Genomic DNA, 20,676 nt, shown 5'->3' on the forward strand with positions numbered 1-20,676 from the left:
ATATTGAAAGGTTTCGCGAGGGAGGTTGTGAAATGATTGAACGGTATTGCTGTCGGACTCCGGTCGTCCTAAACATGCTGTCGTCATTGGCTGAAAGAAAGTTTCGCACAAGCCGCGAGGAACTGAGTGTCCATGTCGGGGATCCCGTCGAGCGATGCCCCGATGGGCAGGCCGTCCTGGCTACGCCCAATCGGAATTGTCAGGCCGGGCGCTCCAGCAAGCGCCCCAGGCCCCGAATTTCGATCATTAATGAAGATCGACAGCGAATTGCCGTCGACGACGATGGTCTCTTCTTGAGCTCTGTCGATAGGCGGAGCCGTGCTTACTGTTGATGGGAATACAAGCGCATCCACTTCGTGCCGCCGGAAATAATCTGAATAGGCAGTTTTTAGTTGCTCGCGAACCTCGTTCTTGGCGTACGCGTAGGTCCAGTCGGCAAAGCGTTGCTCGGCATCGGGTGCCACGTGAAGGTCCCATAATGCGGCAACATCATGGCCTAGGCCGCGCTGCAGTTCCTCGATACTCACTGTCGGAACCCACTCGCTCAAGAAGTTGCTCATGTCCTCCCATGTTTCGGTGAACAAGATCGGGTAAAGGCCCGTTTCCGCAGCCTCCAATGACTCGTCAAACGGCTCGTGCACTAGCTGCGCACCGCGCGTTTCAAGCTCATGAAGGTAACTCTCGAAGCAACGCAAAACTTCGTAGGCAACGCTCTCATGATAGGCGCTAGCGGGCACCCCAAGCCTTAGCCCCTCGATCTCACGAGGCTGTGCGCTACGCTCGCTAGCCTTTGCAAATACACTGTCGAAAGCCATGATGTCAGCGAAAGTCGCGCCAAGCGGTCCGACCACATCCAAAGTATGGGCGATGGGTGAGATCCCCCTGTTGTTGTAGCGTCCAGGGGAGGGTCGATAACCATAAATGCCGTTGAATGCTGCAGGCACGCGAATAGACGCTGCGGTATCGGTGCCGATGGCAAGGGGCACTAAACCACACGCAACCGAGACCGCGGCACCGCTGCTCGAGCCTCCAGCTATTCTGGTGCGATCAGACGCGTTTCCCGTTTGACCGTAATGGGCGTTGAAGCCATCGCTGCCGTAAGCCAACTCATTGGCATTCGTTTTGCCGAAAACTATCGCGCCCGCAGCCTCGAGATGCTCAATGATCGGCGCGCTGCAAGAAGGGACGTGGTCTGACAACGCGGCCGTACCCAACGTCGTCCGCAGGCCCTCCGTTAGCACGAGATCTTTCACTGATATCGGCACGCCCCAGAGAGGATTGGCCAAGCAGGCCGAAGCACCCCATCCTTCGACCTCGCGCGCTCGATCAAGTACTCGAGCTTCATCTAGCGTTATGAAGATCGAGTATTTCTCGTCTAGTTCTCGCGCCGACGGCAGGAGCCTTTTCATAGCTTCGACGGGTGTCAGCCGGCCTTCGGAATATGCTCGCTGATAGTCAGTCACTGACCTAAGCGGGAAGGTCGATCTGTTGCCCCACTCCAGTGCATCAAGAGCCATATAACTTCAGATCCTTCGTAAATTTCTCAACCCGTTTGTGTTTTCCGTTGATCAAAAGCGCGCGGTACATAAGCGCATCAGAGGGCATCTCTGCCAAACGCTCAGCGTACAGTTCGTAGGTGTGACTCGTCTGAGCTGCGTCTGTCAGATCAATCATAAACAGGTCGCAGGCCTGATTGCGTGCCAGCTCCCGGCACATCACCGCTATATCGCGAAGCTGGGCGCGTTCAGCGCTGAGCACCGGCACCGGCAAGTCATGAAGACCGTAATGGATTTCGCCGTCCGCATCAGTCAGGGTTCTGCAAACGGGCCTCGATAGATGCGAAGAAAAAGCCATACCTAAGATGGCTCCGGCGTTGACAACCAAACCGATAGGCAATTCAGCATCGACAATTAGGACAGTCTTTTTCGAACTCATGCTTCGCTCCGGCTTCTACCGTGCCGCGGAGGAAGGCGAACGCATTGAATGGATTTGCTGGTGCTGGGATCGTGTTTCTAGGGCGCGATGCTTTTTGGTGTGAACCCATAAACCGATTTGAAGGTGCGATTCATGTGGGCCTGGTCCGCGAACCCCGCCTCGATCGCTGCCCCGGCAAAACTATCTCCTGCGAGGATAGCGCGCGTCGCTTGGGCAAGACGATAATGTCGCAAATACATGCTTGGGGTTGTGCCCGTCACTTGGCGAAACAATCGGGAGAAGTGGAATCTGCTCACTCCCACCTCGGACGCCAAATTTTCCAGGTTAATCTCCTCACCCGCGCTGCGATGAATGATCTCACAAGCCTCTTCGATCGATCGACAAACTCCCAACGGAAGCCCGGTACTGCGAACTCCATCCTGCAAAGTGTCGAACATATTGGCAATCGCATCGGCGATCTGCCCTTCAGATTCCGGATCGATAGCTCCATGGGCGGTGGAATCTACCGCGTCGAATATTGGCTTGGTCAATGATGGTTCACGGATGACAGGCTGCGCAAGCTGGGCGAATCCGTCACGGTACCTTGAATGCCGCGTCCAATCGTTCATCAACTCCGGCCCGACGTAAAACACATCGTATTCGATCGGATCGACGGGGTTGCCGCCCCAGTGAACTTCGAATGGATGGATGACGAACACGTCTCCTGGCTTTGCCCGTAGCACCTTGTCGCGAACATTAAACTCGATCAGTCCCTTTCGCATAAGGCAAACGGTGAACGTGTCATGCAGATGCATGTCCGACAGATTGCGGCAGACCCGAGCCGCAACAAAATTTCGTCGAGCATTTCGCACCTCGATCGACAAAACATTGCTCATGGTTTGTTGCTTTGGCAGTTAATACCGCCCCTTTTTTCTTGGGCTCGATCTCGTTGCTCCACGACTTGATCGACCTTGATTACCTGCCCATCCAGCACTTCGTAAAAATTCACGCCTATGACTGAACGCTTAGACCAGTCCTCGAATTCCTCGACCCAGTACTCAGCAACACGCGTACCACAGCAGATTAGATCTCGGATCTCGACGATACCCGTTTTCCCAGTGGTTTGCATGTCACGCAATAACTGCCTGCCCCATTCAAGTTTTGGGTCAAGCAGGGCCTGGGCTTTTTCGGCTTCGCGATTATTATAGTGCCTCACGAGGCTTAAAATTGTGTCCTTGGCGCTCACTGCCATATACCTTTCAAACGGGTGATCGTGCCGCTATTCCCTATTGAGTGTCTTGAACGAATTTGCTCGCAGTGCATACGAACGAGCGTGCTATGCTAAGTCACCAATTCCTTGGATATTGCATTCGCCACACGGGCGGTCGTTTCCGGACAAAGGCCACAGAGATTAATTCGACCAGACTCTGGTAGGTAAATTGCCTTCTCAATTTTCAAACGCCGTGCTGCCCCTGGCTTGAGCGGCACCGTGCAGAACATCCCGCTGCTCGATTCAACTAAGGATGCAGCGACTTGCGCTTCGACTGTTTGTAGCGAACGCGCAAACTCCGCACGCAGGTCGGCAAGCCGCGCACGCATAGCTCTCAATTCGCCAATCCAATCGTCGGAAAGCGACGGTGTGTTAGCGATCAACGCCACAATCGCGGCTCCATGAGCTGGCGGCATGGAATAGGCCGCACGAGTAAGATCATCAATCTGGCTTGAGACCCGCTCAGAACATTCGAGCGAAGCCGTAAGCGAGAGGAGGCATCCAGTTAGCTCGCGATAAAGCCCAAATGATTTCGAGGCTGAAACACAGATGAGGGCTTCGTCAACGCTTGATAAGAATCGACGAACATTCTTGAGGTCATCATCTGGCTCGCCACCCAGGCCGCAATAGGCGATATCAATGATAGGCACTAGATTTTTAGTCCTGAAGATGTGGGCCAATAATTCCCACTACGCTCTATTTAAATCGATACCCGTTGGATTGCGGCAGGTGCCCTGAATTACGACTCCGTCGCCGGGCAGTCTATCTGATAATGCGAAGTCAATCTTGTCCAGATCTATCGCATCGTCGGGTAATTATATACTTTACTTAGCAGGTCATTTCTGGCGTACAATGTCCTATGGACATCGACATCACCAACCCGATCTTTCACGACGCTGCCAAGGCGGAGGCTCACATTGAGGCCTCGCGATGGAACGGAGAGCCTAGCTGCCCGCACTGTGGTTCGCTCCACGTCACCCGGATGGCCGGAAAGACGCAGGCCGGGATGTTCCTCTGCAACGACTGCCGCGACAAGTTCACCGTCCGCACTGGCACCGTCATGGAGCGCAGTCACGTCCCCTTGAACAAGTGGCTTCTCGCCATTCACATCGTGGCGGCCTCCAAGAAGGGCATGAGCGCCGCGCAGATGGGCGGTATGATCGGTGTCACCTACAAGACCGCTTGGTTCCTCTGCCATCGCATCCGCGAAGCCATGGAAAGCCCCAGCGGCCCGCTCGGCGGCGCCAGCGGTGTAGTCGAGACCGATGAAACCTATGTCGGCGGCAAGGCCACGGACCGCGCCACACGCAAGCCTGCCGCCAAGAAGGCCGTTGTCGCACTGGTGGAGCGCGAGGGCCACGCCCGCAGCTTCCACGTCGCCAACGTGAACGCTAAGGCCGTGCGCAGCCTGATCGTCCCAACGTCGATCGCTCGGCTCACCTTATGACCGACGAGAGCCCCGTTTACACCGCCGTGGGCCGCGAGATGGCCCGCCACTACAGTGTGAACCACAGCGCCAAGGAATACGTCACCTACGGCGGGTTCAAGCACTCCAACACCGCCGAAAATTTCTTCTCGATCTTCAAGCGCGGCGTGATCGGCACCTATCACCACATGAGCGAGGCTCACCTTGGCCGCTACTGCCGCGAGTTCGATTGCCGCTACAACACCCGCGATATGAACGACGGAGAACGCGCCGCTCTGATCCTCACCGGCACCATCGGCAAGCGCCTTACCTATCGGCGGACTGACGCAATCGCCGCCTAAGACCGCGCAGATACCGCGTCAGATTGGGAAAGGGAGGAAGCGATATGGAAGTTGAACTTGAAGTGGTTGGCGGCGCGAAGTGTGAGAATGAAGATGTCGAGCTCGATGGGAAGGATTCGACACCTGTAACATCGTCAATTGTAGGCTCATCTATCGCGGCGGCGCGCCCTTCATTTTCACCAGAACGTCGCCCGTGAACAGCGAGATTGTTTTCTGAAGATGCGGCCATGGCGACAATGAATGCGCTGGCAGTCATGCATCGGTGCGGTATGCATGAGTTTGTCGAAATGATATTTGAGCAGGTGCGCAACCCGTTTCAAAACACGGTGCAGTAGCCTCATTATGTGCGCCTTATAGAAATAGAAGGCGGCTGCTGGCCCTTTCCCGCCGCTAGCCCTTTTCCTGACTCGACTCTCGCCGCTTCTTGCCCTTAGCCTCATGCGGCTTGGGAGGGGTGGCGAGAAGTCGTTTCAGTGCCGCCTCGCGTCGGGCCTCTGTCTCCTTCTCGGAGTAGGTCTCATTTCGGGAATTTTCTTTGGTCACTAAGCCCTACCTTACACCAGCGAAACGAGTTTTACCCCGCAGACCGCCTGAGAACGTCCGAAAATTAAATGACCGTCATGCGCGTCAGATCGGGGAAATTGCCATAGCATGGAATGCCCTGCATGGGGCGTTTTATGAAATTTTCATGGCTTTAATGCCGTCTCACGACGCTGCTTTTGGTATCTGGCACAGCATACAGAGTGACAAAGGCCAGCGCGAAATGATGGTAGAAGCCGCGCGCGGAACGATCGCTGACCGCAAAAAGCTACTGAAAAATCTCGAATGGGTCGCGACGAAGGCAGGAATGTTAAGCGCGTTCAGAAATGATGCGATGCACGTTTCGATGAATTTCAGAGCCGGGAAATATGGAGCAGACCCGCTAACGACACGAAAACAGTCTCTGAAAAGGCTTCAAGTAAAGCCGGTTTCGACCAGTTGGCAGACGGTCAGAGGGGACCTTTACGCTCTGACGACATACGCTAACTTCATATGGGCGGAAGTGTTCGATCCAAGATGCTTGACTGCATGGCCCTATAGACCTCGCTTGCTAACGAAGCCAACACAGGTTCCGGCACCGCCGCAACCAAATCGTCAGCGTAAGCGCCGAAAGCCCAAACACCCGCCTCGACCATAGCGGGCGTGATTTCAATCTCAACATCGGCTTGTCTCGAATGGCCTGCCATCTCAAATCCGCTAACTTAAGTATATAATTGCCGAAATTTCCCAACGAAACGAGTGCCCATCTTTGTCCTCCATGGGGCACCACCGCCTCTTCTCGAAGTCGTCGCGAGGCCCATGCGGGATCGGGGATGGACTTCCGGTGTTGTGTCGTCTTCTCGGCCTCGCTTGTGGACCGTGCACTGTCGCGGTGCAGCCAGGCACAGGACGTCCGAAGAACCTTCTGGTGACAGCCGAGGTTATAGGCGCACCTGCCTTGAACTGTGCGCTCGGACCGATTGGCGATCAGGGTCGCAGCGAGGCGCCGGTCCTGACCGATCGCATCGCGAGCGCTGTCAGGTCCACTACAAGCAATCGCTTGTCGTCGCGGCCCTGTTCGATGGCTTGATCGGTTTCTTCAACGTATTGCGTTGGCGCAATCTGCGCTTGGTGCGACACGCTAGATGCGTTGTGAACCGAGCTTTATGCTGTTCGGCAAAGGACCGACATCGACCAACGCTGTCCCTTGCGGTTTGCACCCTGGACCGACGCGGTGTTGAGGCCTTCGGGATCCGACGATCCGATGGCTGCGGCGTCGGCCCAGAGTGAAGAGGGCTCAGGCCGCGCGCATTTCCGGGATCATCTCGACCAGGCCGAGGACTTCGGCCGTCTCCCACTCGCTGGCCGACATCTCTGCGACGGCGCTGAAAAACGGCATTCCCAGATGGAAGCACGTGCCATCTTCCAACTGGTTGTCCAGATATTGTCCATTGGGCGATTCGAAGACCAGCAGCATCTCGGTGCCGATATCGCTCCAGGGCAGATGGTTGTTGCCCACCGATTCGAGAACGAGATCGCCCTCGCTATAGCTGCCATCGTCATAGGCCCAGCGACCGGACAGGGTGTAGGCGAGGGCGGTGCAGTGATGCGAATGGCGCGGCATTTTGGCGTCGGGCTCGAAGCGAACCGACATGACCACCCGTCCGGTTTCCTGGTCGACATCGTGCATCCGGATACTGACTCCCTCTGCCCCGGGGACCTTGCCTGTCAGGTCGAGCCAGTCGCCGTCGGCTTTTCTGATGACCTTGATTGCGTTGCTGCTCATTGCATTCTCCTCTTCTTGAACTGGGACTGGTTCGGCGGTCTTCATCGCCGATCGCGTTTCGCCAGGGCATCGGCCGCCTCGCCTATGTCGCTGTCGGCCATGCCTGCGGCGATGGTATTCATTGCTCCTGTGGGGTCCGCGCGCTCACCGCTTCTGAAAAGCAGAAGCTGCGCCCGGACATATTCCGCACCCTGGCCGGCGAGCCTCGGTGCGGGATTGCCGGGATCGGCCGAGCCTTCGAGTCCCTCGCCATGGCATGCCGTGCAGGTGGCCAGCGCTTGGGGGACCGACTGCAGTTTCGTCGTGGGTCCATCTTGAGCGGCGAACCAGTGTGATAGGCTATCGATCTCCGCATCGCTCAAGGAGAGCGAAAGGGGCTGCATGATCGGCGAACTTCGCGATCCGTCAGCGTAGGCGCGGAGCTGTTCGGCGACATAGTTTTGGGGATGTCCTGCAATCGAGGGGTAGATGTCGGACTTGCTTTTTCCGCCATCGCCGTGGCAGCCGAAGCAGCCTTCGGCGACTTGCAGGATCGGCTGCCGCTCGATCGCCTGAGCCTCGCTTGCCATGCGCTGCTCGATGGCGTTGGCCGCGAGATAGGTATCGACCAGAGGGTAGGTGAAATAGCCGACACCAAGGGCAAGGGCTGCTCCGATCAGGATCGTGCGGCGCTTCATGCCTCGGCCCTCAACGCTTGGAGCGTCTCGAGCGCGGCTCTTCTGCCGGAGCGCACGGCGCCATCCATATAGCCGTTCCAGATGCCTCCGGTCTCGGTGCCCGACCAGCATAGCCGGCCGCAAGGCTCGTTGAGTGCTGGCATCAGGGGGCTGGTCAGGAGACCCGGGGGCATGGGCGACACGCAGCTCACGCTCCATTCTTCCTGCCCCCAGTCGTGCAGGTGGAACTCGGTCGGCTCGAGGAACCTGTTATCGTCCATCGACTCCGCAAAGAGCTCTGTAAGTTGCCGTTTGGCGGTTTCGTGATCCGGACTGACCTCCCCGACGCGAAGGAAGGCGTTGATGACTCCGATCTCCTGCTGCGGAGGCGAATTGTCGTAGGCCCAGATCAGCGGCCCATCGGCGGAGAGGATCTGGCCGTTATAACCGTTATCGAACCAGAATGGGCGTTTGTACGCCATCGCGGACTTGCACATGGGCGCATGCGTCGGCCAGCGATCCTGCAAGGCCCGGCGCGCATCGGGTAGCGCAGGGGCGAATGCAATCTTGCGGCAGAGCGGCGGCGACAGCGCCATGATGACGCGGCGGGCGCGCAGCAGCCCCTTCGTCGTCTCCACTTCGACGATGTCAGAATTCCAGTTTCTGATTGCTTTGACTGCGGTGCCGAGATGCACCTTGGCCCCGAGTTCTTTCGCCATCTTGTCGGCCAGAACCTGCGAGCCGCCGACGAACCGCGTCTGCTGCGCGCCGCCCTTCTGCGCTTCGAGGCGCTGGAAGCCCCCGGCAAAGTTCAGCATCGAGAGATAATAGAGCATCGAGCAATTCCCGATGCCGCTGCCGACCGTCAGCACGGAGGCAATCTTCATCGTGAGCAGATCGAAGCCGCCGACGTCCTGGCGCGCGAGCCACTGCGCAATACTCATGCGGTCCAGTTCGCGCGCGTTGGGCGCCGTCCACGGCCGGTTATGCGGCACCTGCGCCGCAAGAGCGTCCAGCCGCTTCATCAAGCCCGCTTCGATTTCGATCGAGCCGTCGGATTCGAAGGCGACCTGATCGGAGCCCCAGCGGAAGACCATGCGCCCGTCGTAGATGGAATCGAAGGTTTCGATGTCCAGTTCGCGGGCGAGGTCGGCAATGGCCGTCTGGCCGGGTCCGATCCATTGCCCGCCGGCCTCGCTGAAATGGCCTCCAGCCAGGTCGTGATTGAGTACGCGGCCGCCGACCCTGTCCCTCGCTTCGAGGACCGCGAAGGAACCGTTCCCTGCCCGGTCGAGGTCGCGGGCAGCGGTTAGGCCTGCGAGCCCTGCGCCCACGATGATCACGTCGAGAATTTCCGGGCCACCTTGGGCGGCCGCATCGGCCGCGCCGACGGCGGAGACAGCAACCGCAGCTAGTGCGCCGCTCGTCAGGAGGCTGCGGCGATCGATTGTGGGACCACATGCCGATTGATTGCTCATACCTTCCCCAAAACACGATAATTATCGAATCGAGAGATAGCTGGGAAGAGATATCTCGTCAATCATCTCCCATTTTGACAAAAATGACGCAAACAACCAACTTGATAAACAGATATAAATCGATAAATAATCTCCGAGCAGACCGTGGCTTATGGTCCGGCGGAGCATCGCAAAAAAGAGAAAGGATGTGGTGGTATGACTGATCGATCGGGGCTTGTGCTTGCGAAAATGGCGGCGCTCCTGGCCGCCGTCCTGTGCCTGTCCGTTTATCCGCTGCTGTTGACAGCCGTCGATTTCGATGCGGCTTTGCTGGAGCAGCCTGCGGCGATGATCGAGCTCGACCGGGCTGCGATACTCTGGCTCGAGAGGGCCATGCTGGCCGATATGCTGGGCTTCTATCTTTTGCAGATTCCGATTGCGATCTTCCTTCACCTGCGGCTGCGCGCCAATCCGGTGATGAATTACGCGACTGTGTTCGGGGTCGGATATTGCCTCATCGGCGCGATCGGTGCAGCCGCTCTCTCGGTCGCCTGGCCCACGCTCTCGGTACTCTATCAATCGGCGCCGGACGAAGCCGCCCGCATTGCTCTGCGCGACAGCTTTACAATGATCTCCGCTGTCGTGAATCTGGGTCTCTGGGGGCGCGCCGAATTCCTGCTGGGCGCGCTCTGGTGGATTTGTATCGGGTTCGCGGCTGACGGAACGATGCGCGCATTTCGCATGGTTTCATGGGTACTGGGCGTCGCGACGGCTTTAGCCTGGCTGGGCAACCTCCTCTCGACGCCCTTGCTCGCGGAGCCCGCACTGATGGCCTATATGGGTCTCGTGCCGGTCTGGCTCATCACCATGGTTGTCAGTGTTCGCTCGCCCAATGCGTGATTCCCGCTCCAGTTGGCCGGGCTCGGTGCGACTACGAACAGCCCGCGTTCCAATCTCGAAGCATGATCTATTTGGCTTCGAGGTTCACGAAGCGAGCCGAACGGATCCTGGCCTTGAAGAAGGGAAAATACGCGTCCGTTCCGAAGTGGTTGCCGCCCTCGACGCGTGTCGGGATCCGATAACCGCCGAAATCGCGGAAGCCGGACAGGGACCCTCCGAACGGTTGGAAACGGTAAGTTTCCTCGGGGTTGGCCGAACTCCAGCGCTGAATCGTTACGGCGGTGGGTCGGCCATCGGCCGCGATGGCGATCTCGACGGCTTGCTCGAAACCTCCGTTCGACACGATGGCCCGAGCGGTTTTAGGTCCTGCCTCCTCCCAGCGCACGCGGTCACCGGGCAACAGGCTTGCCGGTGCCCAGAACGCGGCTTCGGCCACCATTCGGCCGAACGCCGAACGCAGATGGTCGCTATCGTCCGAAACCCGCACTACCGGGAAGAGGCCCATGAACCAGAAACGAGTCCAGGAACGGCTGGATACCAGACCGTCGGAGCCTCCGATCGCGCCGGCATCGAGCCTCCAGACGAAGCCGCGCGGCGGGGCGAGAATCTGGCGCGCCCGGAAATCGCGATAACCCGGATTGCGCTTGTCGCCGAGCCCGAGCTTCCCCTCCATCTCGAGCATGACAATGGACGAAAGCGGCGTGCCGGGCGTAATCGTGTAGTCGAAATAGCGCCTCGCCGCTTCCGGCAGGTCTTGCACCATCGCCCTGTCGAACCGTTCGGGGTTGGGTTTATCCGCTGCGGCAAGCTTGCCCCACACCGCCCTTTCGATGCGTGCGTCGTTCCGGCGCCAGAAAGCCAGCGATGCCAAACTCACGGCGACCATCACTGCAAGCACAATCAGGATTTTCGACATGGTCTGACTCATCGGGGTTCGAGTGGGACGCCGGGCCGATGTTGGAATGTACCGGTCTCCGATACAATGCGATACGGCTCGAAATCGCGTTACGAACAGCCGGTTTGCTCGTCCAGTAACAGTTCCGCGCGGCGCCGCGCACAGTGTTCGGCTTCAACCTTGCGCACCGGAGGTAACCCACCGACAGCGTACCCGCGCGCGGCGTCCGACGCGGGTCGGACACAGGCGGTCTGGAGTCTGCGATGAGAGCTATTCATCACGCGGCGGATCGTCTCAATGGCTGGCTGGTAGCTCGTCGCCAGCAAGCTCCGATCGCATCCGATCTGGCGGATCTGGACGAGCTTTCCACGCTGGCGGAGCGAGACCCGCGCGCCTTGCTCCGCCCGGTCGAGCCGGCGGCGATCGCGTTCGATCCTGAGGAGGGCGTACGGAGCAAGGTCGAAACCTTCGCCTTCCCCTCACCAGCTCCCTCCGGCGACAGTGCCAATGACCGCGTGCATGGCGAGCGCTGGCTTGCTGCGGATCGGCCATCGAAGTCGGCCATCGTCATGCTGCATGGTGGCTTTGCGCCGAGCTGGTTGGCCGAGCGTCTCATGGCCCATCCCTTCTTGGCCAAAGGAATCGACGTCTTCGTCATCGCGTTACCCTGGCATATGGACCGGGCACCAAGCTCGTCCGGCTATAGCGGGCAGTATCTTCTCAGTGGCGATGTCCCGCGCCTCGTTCGCGGCTTCTCCCAGGGGGCACACGATGCAGCAGCACTGGTGCTTGCCTTGCGGCAGCAGGGCTATCGACGAGTATTCGTCAGCGGAATCAGTCTGGGTGGCAACATTGCAGCGCAGACCGCCTCGCTTGCTGTGCTCGACGGGGTGTTTTTGCTGATCCCCGCCATCGATCCATTCCAAACCATTTTCCGGTCGCCCATCGGCGCGGGAATGGCGCGCGCTGCCAGCAATGCGGGTTTCGACGACAGAGAGATCGAACGAGCCATGCGGCTGGTTACTCCGCATTTTGCCGGTCTACCGAAAAGCGATCCCGATGCGTTTCGAGTCGTTCACGGCACCTATGATCTGTTTTGTTCCGCAGAAGCGATCGAAGAATTCGTCCAGGCCTGGAGCATCACCCAGGTGCAGAGTTTGAAGGTGGGGCACCGCACCTTCGCTATCAACTTTCGCCAGACCGCAAGATTGCTTGCACACGATGCAGGGGCCTAGCGTCCGACAGAAAGCCCTATTCATGACCAGAACCACCCTTAAGCCTTCAACGATGCATCGTATCCTCGCCAGTCCCTTGGGCCGGCCACTCGCCAGTGGGGTCTTCAACGATCTCAAACTGGCGATGCTGCCGCGCGAATTCCGCATGGCGCGGGCACGGGCCGTGGCCTTTCAGCATGACGAGCCAGAGGCTTTTCTTGCTGCATTGGGCGCCGACCAGGACGCGAAACGCAAATTGGTCGCGCCTGCGGCAAGGGCGCTCACCGAGCTTGCTCTTCGGCGCAAGGCGCTGCGTCCCGTCGACGAGACATGGGAGCGAGCGTTGTGGGGAAACCTGTCCGTCGACGCATCGGACCTCGTCGCGCTCGAGGAGGAGCGGCGCTCGCTGTCGGAACGGGCGATCAAGCCCGGCATGCTGTTTCGCTTCCTTTGGAACGAATCCAGCATCGCGCCGACCGGCTTCTCCGTGCCGACACCAGTGCTCGCTCTGCAGCGTTCCGCGGATTGGCTTGCCAATCCGGCGAAACTCTATGCCGCTCCTGCCGATCCGGGCGAAATCACGCGGTCGAACGCCCTCCCGGGACCGGTCGGCGAGGAATACCTTCTTCGGTTTCGCTCGCCATCGGCATTCACGAACGGCGATGTCGTAACCGCGCGTGTCTATGACCCGGCGCCCGGCAAGGCAGATGTTCCCAGCTTCATATTCGGTAGCGGCTTGGGAATGTCATACGACCTCATCCGCTACTGGCCGGAAGAAGACTACATGGCCCGGCGGCTGGCCGCGCGGGGCATCCGGACGTTCCTGCCGGAATCGCCCTGGCACGGGCGGCGCGAACGGCCCGGATGCTATAGCGGGGAGCCTTATCTGGCCCGCGCGCCGGTTTCGATCTTCGAATTGTTTTCTGCGCAGTGCCAGGAGGCGGCAATCCTCGTGGCGTGGGCGCGCGAAAACGGATCGCGCAAAGTGGGTGTGGGCGGCGTCAGCCTGGGAGGCCTGGTGACGCAGCAGATCGTCGGCCATTGCGGGGCCTGGCCGGAAGCCATGCGTCCGGACATGGCTTTTGTCGGCGCCGGTTCCGGCCATGTCGATCAGGTCGTTGCCTTGGGGCATCTTTCGAAACTTCTCGGGCTGACCGACGCAGTCCGGCAGGCTGGCTGGACCGACCAATTGCTTGCGGAGCTGCGCCCGCTGCTCGACCCTCCCGATACACCATCCATCGATCCGGAGGCTATTCTGGCCTGCCTGGGCACGCGCGATAGCTCCACGCCTTTTCACCTTGCCAGCGATTTGCTCGATCGATGGCGGGTGCCGGAGGACAACCGCATCATTCGGGACGAGGATCACATGGCGCTCTACACCTTCCTCATCCGCAAACCCGACGTTGCGGATCGGATCGCCGCGCGCCTTTTGTCAGATGCTGTGTGACCAGATTTTAGGTATCGCTGGCCGCTTGCGGTTGAGCCTGATCTCTTAATGGCGCGTATTCCGGCAGGAAAGTGCGGGTATAGGCTTCACGGGCGCGGCGCGCCTGCTCGTCCAGCTCGGTCGTTATGTAGCCATGCCGATGGACGGAGAGCGTCCAGATCGCATCGTTGACGACCAACATCTCCGTAAGCCGGTCGACGAGGTTGGGAATTTCCGGGATGGCGAAGAGCTTGGTGAGTTCGAGAGCCGACAATTCGGCGAGCTGTCTGTCGACCTCGAGATCGCGCGCGCGGATGGTCGCGGACAGGCCCGAGCCCAAGAGCAGGCGCCTGGCAGCTTTTCGTTTGTTGAATTTGTCTCGCGCTTCGGAGAAGCGGAAAGCGTGCAATTCCTGCCAGCTCGCAATTCCGGCTGGAGGATCGCTGTCCATGTCGCGCACGAACTCGCGATAATAGCGCTCGGCCAGGGCGACGAAGACGAGGCTCGCATCGGGAAAGAAGTGGTAGATCGACGCTGGTGGCACCCCCGAGGATTCGGCGAGAGTGTATACGCTGATATCGTCCGGCTCCTTGTCTTCGAGAAGCGCGGCCGCCGCATCGAGAATGGCGTCGAAACGCTTGCGGCTGCGCTCCTGTCGCGGTTCGCGATAGCCCGATGACGATGCTGCTCCCAAGGCCTTCACTCCGATCGATAATTCGATGGCGATCATAACGCGCGCATCGGCGCGCTCAATCAAAAAACCCGATAAAAATACCGATAAATATCCATTTTAAGCTTGACATAGGCACTGCTCTTGCGGAATTGCCCGCTCAAACACGATATGAATCGTTTTGATCGTTCGCGAGGGGATTTATGAAAGTTTCGATCGGCTCGGCCGCCAAATCAGTTCTACTGGCTGGATGCGCCCTGGGGGGCGTCCCGCAGGTCCATGCCCAGACAAATGCCGATTCCTCGCTCGGGCAGTCGGCTGAAGAAAAGCACGAGAATGAGGCGATCGGAGAGCCGATCATCGTCACAGCCCAACGCCGAAGCCAGAATGTCCAGGACGTACCCATCGCCATCTCGGCATTCGGTGGAGACACGTTGACCGAAGCGAGCATTCGCGACCCGCGCGACCTCACATTACTCGTGCCCAGTCTTTCGATGCAGGCCGGAACCGCAGCTTCGACCACATCCCTGTTCATTCGCGGCGTCGGTATCGGCGATTTCAATTCCAACACGACCGGGGCGGTCGGCGTCTATGTCGACGACGTCTTCCTTGGCGCCAACTCCGGAAAGCTCTTCAATGTTTTCGACAGCGAAGGGATCGAAATTCTCAAAGGGCCGCAGGGGACGCTCTACGGTCGCAACACGACGGCGGGCGCGATCCGCTTCTCGTCGCGTAAGCCCACGGACTATTTTACGGCCGATGCCAACATCCTTTACGGCCGGTTCGACGAATTCGTGGCCGAGGCCGGGGTCGGCGGCCCGATCGCAGGTGAGGCGCTGACCTTTCGAGCGGCAGGGACCTATCATCGTCGGGACGGAACAACGCTCAATCGTGTCACGGGCAACAAGGTCAACGATATCGATCGCTGGGCGCTACGCGGAATTCTCGATTTCAGGCCGACCGACGATCTGTTGCTCAGGCTGAGCGTACATGGCGGCAAGAGCACTGGCGGTGCGCGGCAGTTCCAGCATCGCGGGCAGGGTATCGACTTCTTCGGCAATCCGGCAGCGCTTCCCGACGGCACGCCCACCGATGGACTTGGCTATGCCGATACCGACGGCGACATCTTCGCAGGCGACTACAATGTCGAGGGTGTGGAGCGCATCTCGACCTTCGGCGCGTCGCTGACCGGCGAACTCCAGCTTGGCTCGGTCCTTCTTACCTCGATTACCGCCTATGAGCAGGTCAACCGGGAAACGCTGGAGGATACCGACGCGAGCCCGGCGGACCTCGTCGTGGCCTATTACGAGGACCGTCCGAGGCAGTTCAGCCAGGAAGTCAGGCTCCAGTCGGATGACGGGGGAGACTTCAACTGGATCGTCGGAGGCTATTACTTTCACGACGAGCTGAAAACCGACAACGCCTTCGATCTCCTGCGCAGCCTGCGCGATCCGAACGATCTCCTCGGGACATTCGACCCGGTCAATTCGCTTGGATTGCTGCGCTACCCATACACGCAGGATACCGACAGCTATGCGCTGTTCGGCCAGGCTGACATTCCGCTCACCGACCGGCTGACCGCGACGGCTGGCCTGCGCTATTCCCATGACACGATTGCGATGGAATATCGGAGCCTCTTCGATGCAATCGGGGGCATTGCCCCGGCCAAGGCCTATTCAGACGTCACTGTCCCGATCCTCGACTTTTCGGGCGAGGAGAGTTTCGAGGATCTGAGCTGGCGCCTCGCCCTCAATTATGATCTCGACGACACGCTCGTCTATGCCTCCTTCTCGAAGGGATACAATAGCGGGGGTTTCGCCGGCGGTGCTTCGACGGACCTCGTCCAGCTGCAGCCTTTCGGGTCAGAGAAACTCTATGCCTACGAGGTCGGCCTCAAGACCGAAATCCTGAACCGAATGGTCCAGTTCAACGCCGCCGCATTCTATTACGATTATCGCGACTTGCAGGTGTTCGTGTTCGACCTAACCGGCCCCATCCCGGTGCAGCGCAAGGTCAATGCCGGCAATGCACGGGTCTATGGGTTCGAGGCGGATACGACTATCCGACCGTCGCGCAATTTCGACATCTTCGCCTCGATCACCTTGCTGGACGGAAAGTATGAGGAATTCGACGCATTCGGGGGTGCCGCGTTCTCGGGCAACCGGATGGTCAACGCGCCCGAATTTTCCGCGGCCGGAGGCGTCAATTTTCGATACCCGCTTGGGGCCAGCGGCGATCTGAAGGCCCGGATCGACGGCTCCTACACATCGTCGATATTCCTGTTTCCCGACAATGACCCATTGTCCCGCGTCGATGACCATGGACAGGTCAATGCGCGCCTCGCGTGGCAGAACGCCAGCGAGAGTCTCGAACTGGCCGTGTGGGGCAAGAACATCTTCGGCGAGAAGTACATTACGTCATACGCTCCCGTGATCACCTCCGACCAGCTCAACTACAATGATCCGAGCACCTATGGTGTTCAACTGATCCTGAAATACTAGGCTGCTTGAGATCGGCGCGGCGTTCGGATCGCGCCGATCGGCAGACTCCTGCTGCCGGGTCGCAAATCCGCAGGTTTAGGGACGAGAGAGATCGCGATCGACCTTCGCATCGACCCCGCCCAGATAGCCCAGCAGCGCTTTCACTCCGAGCCAGCGGAACGGCTCGGGAGGCAAGGGAAGCGAGCGGCGGCGGAGAAGTTCGACCCAGCGGTTTTTCCGGTCCATGACGAGGTCAGCCGCCATCGACCCGGCGAAGGTCGCCTGCGCGATACCGTGCCCGTTATAGCCCATTGCGTGGACGATCCGGCCCGATTTGTCGGCACCGAAGAAGGGCAGGAAATCCGCCGTCATCGCGATCCATCCTCCCCAGAAATCATCGATCGCGACATCCCCGAGTTCGGGGAATCGTTCGCGGAACAGGTCCGCCAAGGTTTGGAAGGTCGATGGTTGCAACCCAGGCGCGAGCTTGCTGCCGAAGGCATATTGAACGACCTTCGAGCCCCCGAGGATTCTCCCATCGGGCAGGGGGCGAAAATTTTCGAGCGATTCATGCGCGGTATAGATGCCTTCGCGGCGCGCCCAGCCGACTCTGTCCCATTCCGACGCCGACAGCGGTCGGGTGCGAAAAAGGGACACCCGCAGCGGGAAGACGCGATGGGCCATCCGGCCGAGCGTCGATGGTGTATAGGCGTTCGTCGCCAGCACCAGCTTCTCGCAATCGAGCGATCCCCTGGCGGTTCGGAGATGGACCCGGCTGCCTTTCCGTTCGATCGAGGTTACGGAGGTGCCTTCGAACAGGTCGCCCCCGGCTTGCAGCACGGCTCGCCGTAGTCCCTGAACGTACTTGCCAGGGTGAAGATGCCCGCCGCTGGCCTCGATCGCGCCGAATTTGACGAATTGCGGCAGGTTGCGCGCACGCACTTCGGCCTCGTCGAGAAAATGGAAGGGAGCGCCGACCATCTCCGCGACCCCGGCCGCGCGCTCCAGCGGTGGGCGATGGCGGGCATGCAGACCGGCAATTACATTGCCCGACGGGCGATAGTCGCAATCGAGCGATAACCGGACGATCGTCTTCTCTGTATGCCTGACCGCCTCTTCCGCGAAGCCGACGAGGTCACCGGTGCGCTGCTCCCCGAAATGTCTCACCAGCGTAGGCAGATCCTTGCCGATGGTCGGCGTCAGATGTCCGGCATTGCGCCCGCTCGCTCCGGACCCGCAGAAATCCTGCTCGAGCAGCGCGACAGAAAGCCCGCGTTCACGCAGGGCCAGAGCGGTGGAAAGGCCCGTATAGCCCCCGCCGACTATCGCGACATCGGTTTTCACATGTCCGAGCAATGGCGCTTGCCGGTCCTCCGGTTCGGAAAGCCAGGGGCTCAGCTCACGGAATGGGAAGGCGTTCAATCCGACGTTCCAATCGGTACGCCGAAGCGGGTCAGGACGTTGCGCGTGATCCGGTCGACATAGGGATCGCCCGCGGCCAGGCCATGCACCCATTCGGTGGTCCCGGCATTGAACACTTCGCCATTCCCGCGGCGGAACGAGGCCATGACCGCATGCCCGTGTTGCAGACGTTCGCGATTGACCGGATTGTCTTCGCCGTGGGCAATGCGCGCGAGTATCGAGACATCGCCCGGCGGCACGATCGGCGGGTAGGGCGCGGCTGGGTCTTCGAACAGCGTGGCCGGTGCGAGCGCGATGATGGAGAGATCGTCGGGAACTCCGAACCCTCCGTCGGGCACGGGCAGACCGCGCCGGTCGAAACGAATGGGGCAGCCATCGTTCTCGTAGCCGACCAGCGGGATGTCGCCGCCGATGCAATCGCCGTAGTAGAGATCGGTCCCCTCCAGCGCCCAGTGCTTGTCGTCATAGATGGTGTAGGCGGCCGATCCCCGTCCGACGCACAGGCCCAGGCGGTGATAGCCGCCATAGAGGAAGGAGAGCCCCGTCATCTCCGCTTCCGGGCGTCCAAAGGCAGGGTGCGACCACATATGCGTGCCGTCGCGACTTTCTTCCGGCGTGCCCCAAAGGGGATCGTCGCTCTCCCCGCGCCATTTGTGGACTGCCATCTCCTGGCCGTCCTCTTCCCAGCGAACCTTCCAGTAGGCCGTATTGCCGGAGAAGATGATCAGATTTCCTCCCGCCTCGTGCAGACTGTCGATCGCATCGCGTGCAGGGGCCGACCAGTATTCGCTATGGCCGACCAGGAAGACGGCTCGATACGGATCGAGGATTCCGGCACCCGCTTCGAGATCCTGATCGGTGAAATAGTCGAGTTCGACCCCGTTTTCTTCCGCCCAGCACACGAAAGCGTGTTCCCACTTGCCGACGAAGCCGGCGGAAAAGTCGTAAGGGGATGGCTGGTGCTCAGCCATCCATTCGGGCGTTGCAGGGTGCGCGGGCTGGCCGAATTCGCGTGGGGCGGGATTGACCAGCCGCGGTTGGCCGGGGCGAGGTATCAGCAAGCCCTGCGCATAAGGCCGCATGCGCGATAGCCGCCCTTTTGCTTCCAGTTCGGACCCGGCAGCATCGACCTCGCCACGCATCAATTTTTCGACATGCGCGTAGGAGTTTGCGCCGCCCCAGTAATTGTAGGCCTGGTAGGTATTGGTCGCGAGGACGATCGCGGCCCGAGCGCGAGGTTTGCTTGGTGCGGGTTTCAGGTTGAAGAAATGATGGGTGCCTTCACCATCGACTCCAGCAAGGTGCAGGTCGTAATAGCCGGTCTTCCAGTCGGCGGGGATCGTGAACCGCAGAACGACGGGCCAATTACACCCGGAAGATTCGACATTTGCCGGTATCTCGCCTTGGTCGACGGCGATGTCCTTGAACGTCGATTTGAGTTCGTTTGCGCTGCCAACCCGCGAAATCTTCAAGTGGTAAAGACCAGGGGGTGCGCTGGCGTGTATGGCGAGTTCGTCTCCGGGCGCTACGCTGACCCGATCCGGGTAAAACCATGGCAAGTTCATAAATCGATAAGTATCGATTTAAATCGGTCTGTCAACGCGTGCGCGACAATGCTCATGCTTTCTCGGTTCCCGAGAAGAAGCCGGGCCGTCCAGCTCTTGAGGACATGTATGGGGTGGATCGATCGGAGGTCCGCAGTGAGGCTGGTGGCGGCACCGTCTACCACGGCTCACAGCGGCGGCCGACGAACCCGGCTTCGGACGCTCGAGTAGATTGTTCTCGCAACCCCAAGCCGCCCTTGGCGCAGGCCAATTGGCTTGAAACAGCTCAGCTCGAAACACGCGCAATGGCAATTCGCATTTCTCGGGGTGGTGTGGCGCGTTACTTCAAGACGGATCAGGGCCGTTCATCCATCATTCGCGGGCAGGCAATCAGGGCCTGTCGGATCGCCGCTATGTCATCGAAATCGGCGCAGTCCATAGCCGGGACGGCCCCCGGATCCGCGCTCACCGTGACGCCGGGCCGAAGGCGCAATCCGATGAAAGAATCGCCTTCGAGAACCGCAATCCGGCGCGGAAAATCGTCCAGCTCGCTGACGAAGACGACGGGTGCAAGCCCGATCGATTTGCGAATGATGACATCACGGCAGCCATCGGGAACGATGGTTTCGTATCCAGCACTTCGGGCTGTGAAAGACCACTTCTCAAGGATCAATCGCTCGACCACTCAATCGTTGAAACTGCCGATAAGGAAAGCAGGAAACACTGTCCGGGGCCTTGTGCGGGAGGGGGCCGTGC

18 protein-coding genes and 1 pseudogene are annotated in these 20,676 nt (G+C 59.7%); 6 read left to right on the plus strand and 13 right to left on the minus strand.

What is annotated here, in order from left to right; translation table 11 throughout:
• Positions 1-83: 83 nt before the first annotated feature.
• The 5 genes from MUY37_RS04030 to MUY37_RS04050 form a co-directional block, all read right to left on the minus strand.
• Entirely contained in the window at positions 84-1,517 is a 1,434-nt protein-coding gene (locus tag MUY37_RS04030; RefSeq protein ID WP_499194115.1) for an amidase family protein, read from the minus strand.
• Positions 1,507-1,935 (minus strand): DUF2000 domain-containing protein, encoded by a 429-nt coding sequence (locus MUY37_RS04035; RefSeq protein ID WP_499194116.1) that lies wholly within the window; start codon positions 1,933-1,935, stop codon positions 1,507-1,509. Before MUY37_RS04035 ends, MUY37_RS04030 begins: the two co-directional genes overlap by 11 nt.
• 77 nt (positions 1,936-2,012) lie before the next feature.
• Complete coding sequence (locus MUY37_RS04040) at positions 2,013-2,810, minus strand: helix-turn-helix transcriptional regulator (protein WP_499194117.1); 798 nt, start codon at positions 2,808-2,810, stop codon at positions 2,013-2,015.
• A complete protein-coding gene (locus tag MUY37_RS04045) occupies positions 2,807-3,160 on the minus strand; it encodes a hypothetical protein (RefSeq protein WP_499194118.1) in 354 nt (117 codons plus the stop codon). Before MUY37_RS04045 ends, MUY37_RS04040 begins: the two co-directional genes overlap by 4 nt.
• 95 nt (positions 3,161-3,255) lie before the next feature.
• A complete protein-coding gene (locus MUY37_RS04050) occupies positions 3,256-3,864 on the minus strand; it encodes an aminotransferase class I/II-fold pyridoxal phosphate-dependent enzyme (protein WP_499194119.1) in 609 nt (202 codons plus the stop codon).
• A 179-nt stretch (positions 3,865-4,043) separates the two neighbouring features.
• Between MUY37_RS04050 and MUY37_RS04055 the strand changes: the two are divergent.
• Positions 4,044-4,951 (plus strand): annotated as a pseudogene (locus MUY37_RS04055) (IS1595 family transposase).
• Between the two features lie 44 nt (positions 4,952-4,995).
• Complete coding sequence (locus MUY37_RS04060; protein ID WP_499194120.1) at positions 4,996-5,148, plus strand: hypothetical protein; 153 nt, start codon at positions 4,996-4,998, stop codon at positions 5,146-5,148.
• A gap of 1,619 nt (positions 5,149-6,767) precedes the next feature.
• On the opposite strand, the gene MUY37_RS04065 is transcribed toward MUY37_RS04060, so the two are convergent.
• Genes MUY37_RS04065 through MUY37_RS04075 form a run of 3 tightly spaced genes read right to left on the minus strand, consistent with a single transcriptional unit; the run spans position 6,768 to position 9,390 of the window.
• A complete protein-coding gene (locus MUY37_RS04065) occupies positions 6,768-7,256 on the minus strand; it encodes a cupin domain-containing protein (RefSeq protein ID WP_499194121.1) in 489 nt (162 codons plus the stop codon).
• Positions 7,257-7,297: 41 nt separating this feature from the next.
• Complete coding sequence (locus tag MUY37_RS04070) at positions 7,298-7,933, minus strand: c-type cytochrome (RefSeq protein WP_499194122.1); 636 nt, start codon at positions 7,931-7,933, stop codon at positions 7,298-7,300.
• Entirely contained in the window at positions 7,930-9,390 is a 1,461-nt protein-coding gene (locus tag MUY37_RS04075; protein ID WP_499194123.1) for a flavin monoamine oxidase family protein, read from the minus strand. Before MUY37_RS04075 ends, MUY37_RS04070 begins: the two co-directional genes overlap by 4 nt.
• A gap of 195 nt (positions 9,391-9,585) precedes the next feature.
• Here MUY37_RS04075 and MUY37_RS04080 point away from each other — a divergent pair, with 195 nt between their 5' ends.
• Positions 9,586-10,269, plus strand: coding sequence for a hypothetical protein (locus tag MUY37_RS04080; protein WP_499194124.1), 684 nt, complete (start codon positions 9,586-9,588; stop codon positions 10,267-10,269).
• A 67-nt stretch (positions 10,270-10,336) separates the two neighbouring features.
• Here MUY37_RS04080 and MUY37_RS04085 read toward each other — a convergent pair whose 3' ends face one another.
• The gene (locus MUY37_RS04085; RefSeq protein WP_499194125.1) at positions 10,337-11,185 is read right to left on the minus strand and encodes a DUF6544 family protein; all 849 of its coding nucleotides are present in this window, start codon (positions 11,183-11,185) and stop codon (positions 10,337-10,339) included.
• Positions 11,186-11,427: 242 nt separating this feature from the next.
• On the opposite strand from MUY37_RS04085, the gene MUY37_RS04090 reads away from it, so the two are divergent.
• Both MUY37_RS04090 and MUY37_RS04095 read left to right on the plus strand, forming a co-directional pair.
• Positions 11,428-12,399, plus strand: coding sequence for an alpha/beta hydrolase (locus MUY37_RS04090; RefSeq protein WP_499194126.1), 972 nt, complete (start codon positions 11,428-11,430; stop codon positions 12,397-12,399).
• Between the two features lie 22 nt (positions 12,400-12,421).
• Positions 12,422-13,825 carry an alpha/beta hydrolase family protein gene (locus MUY37_RS04095; protein ID WP_499194127.1) on the plus strand — a complete coding sequence of 468 codons (1,404 nt, stop codon included), beginning with the start codon at positions 12,422-12,424 and terminating at the stop codon, positions 13,823-13,825.
• Between the two features lie 7 nt (positions 13,826-13,832).
• Here the strand turns inward: MUY37_RS04095 and MUY37_RS04100 are convergent, their stop codons facing one another.
• Complete coding sequence (locus tag MUY37_RS04100) at positions 13,833-14,561, minus strand: TetR family transcriptional regulator (protein ID WP_499194128.1); 729 nt, start codon at positions 14,559-14,561, stop codon at positions 13,833-13,835.
• 116 nt (positions 14,562-14,677) lie between these two features.
• Here MUY37_RS04100 and MUY37_RS04105 point away from each other — a divergent pair, with 116 nt between their 5' ends.
• Positions 14,678-16,975 carry a TonB-dependent receptor gene (locus MUY37_RS04105; RefSeq protein ID WP_499194129.1) on the plus strand — a complete coding sequence of 766 codons (2,298 nt, stop codon included), beginning with the start codon at positions 14,678-14,680 and terminating at the stop codon, positions 16,973-16,975.
• A gap of 75 nt (positions 16,976-17,050) precedes the next feature.
• Here MUY37_RS04105 and MUY37_RS04110 read toward each other — a convergent pair whose 3' ends face one another.
• From MUY37_RS04110 to MUY37_RS04120, 3 genes are all read right to left on the minus strand, one after another.
• Positions 17,051-18,376: an NAD(P)/FAD-dependent oxidoreductase gene (locus MUY37_RS04110; RefSeq protein WP_499194130.1), complete on the minus strand. Its 1,326-nt coding sequence runs from the start codon at positions 18,374-18,376 to the stop codon at positions 17,051-17,053.
• Entirely contained in the window at positions 18,373-19,848 is a 1,476-nt protein-coding gene (locus MUY37_RS04115; RefSeq protein ID WP_499194131.1) for a N,N-dimethylformamidase beta subunit family domain-containing protein, read from the minus strand. The genes MUY37_RS04110 and MUY37_RS04115 overlap by 4 nt, the downstream gene beginning before the upstream one ends.
• A gap of 427 nt (positions 19,849-20,275) precedes the next feature.
• Positions 20,276-20,593, minus strand: a complete 318-nt coding sequence (locus tag MUY37_RS04120) for a hypothetical protein (RefSeq protein ID WP_499194132.1) — start codon at positions 20,591-20,593, stop codon at positions 20,276-20,278.
• Between the last annotated feature and the right edge of the window lie 83 nt (positions 20,594-20,676).

The organism is Qipengyuania sp. ABI-127-1, assembly GCA_022953095.1.
Classification (GTDB): Bacteria; Pseudomonadota; Alphaproteobacteria; order Sphingomonadales; family Sphingomonadaceae; genus Qipengyuania.

Bases quoted from the DNA above. Each gene is read 5' to 3' on its own strand.
- MUY37_RS04090 (WP_499194126.1), top strand. From the start codon at position 11,428: ATGAGAGCTATTCATCACGCGGCGGATCGTCTCAATGGCTGGCTGGTA.
- MUY37_RS04105 (WP_499194129.1), top strand. From the start codon at position 14,678: ATGAAAGTTTCGATCGGCTCGGCCGCCAAATCAGTTCTACTGGCTGGA.
- MUY37_RS04080 (WP_499194124.1), top strand. From the start codon at position 9,586: ATGACTGATCGATCGGGGCTTGTGCTTGCGAAAATGGCGGCGCTCCTG.
- MUY37_RS04070 (WP_499194122.1), bottom strand. From the start codon at position 7,933: ATGAAGCGCCGCACGATCCTGATCGGAGCAGCCCTTGCCCTTGGTGTC.
- MUY37_RS04030 (WP_499194115.1), bottom strand. From the start codon at position 1,517: ATGGCTCTTGATGCACTGGAGTGGGGCAACAGATCGACCTTCCCGCTT.
- MUY37_RS04060 (WP_499194120.1), top strand. From the start codon at position 4,996: ATGGAAGTTGAACTTGAAGTGGTTGGCGGCGCGAAGTGTGAGAATGAA.
- MUY37_RS04095 (WP_499194127.1), top strand. From the start codon at position 12,422: ATGACCAGAACCACCCTTAAGCCTTCAACGATGCATCGTATCCTCGCC.
- MUY37_RS04035 (WP_499194116.1), bottom strand. From the start codon at position 1,935: ATGAGTTCGAAAAAGACTGTCCTAATTGTCGATGCTGAATTGCCTATC.
- MUY37_RS04075 (WP_499194123.1), bottom strand. From the start codon at position 9,390: ATGAGCAATCAATCGGCATGTGGTCCCACAATCGATCGCCGCAGCCTC.
- MUY37_RS04040 (WP_499194117.1), bottom strand. From the start codon at position 2,810: ATGAGCAATGTTTTGTCGATCGAGGTGCGAAATGCTCGACGAAATTTT.
- MUY37_RS04085 (WP_499194125.1), bottom strand. From the start codon at position 11,185: ATGTCGAAAATCCTGATTGTGCTTGCAGTGATGGTCGCCGTGAGTTTG.
- MUY37_RS04065 (WP_499194121.1), bottom strand. From the start codon at position 7,256: ATGAGCAGCAACGCAATCAAGGTCATCAGAAAAGCCGACGGCGACTGG.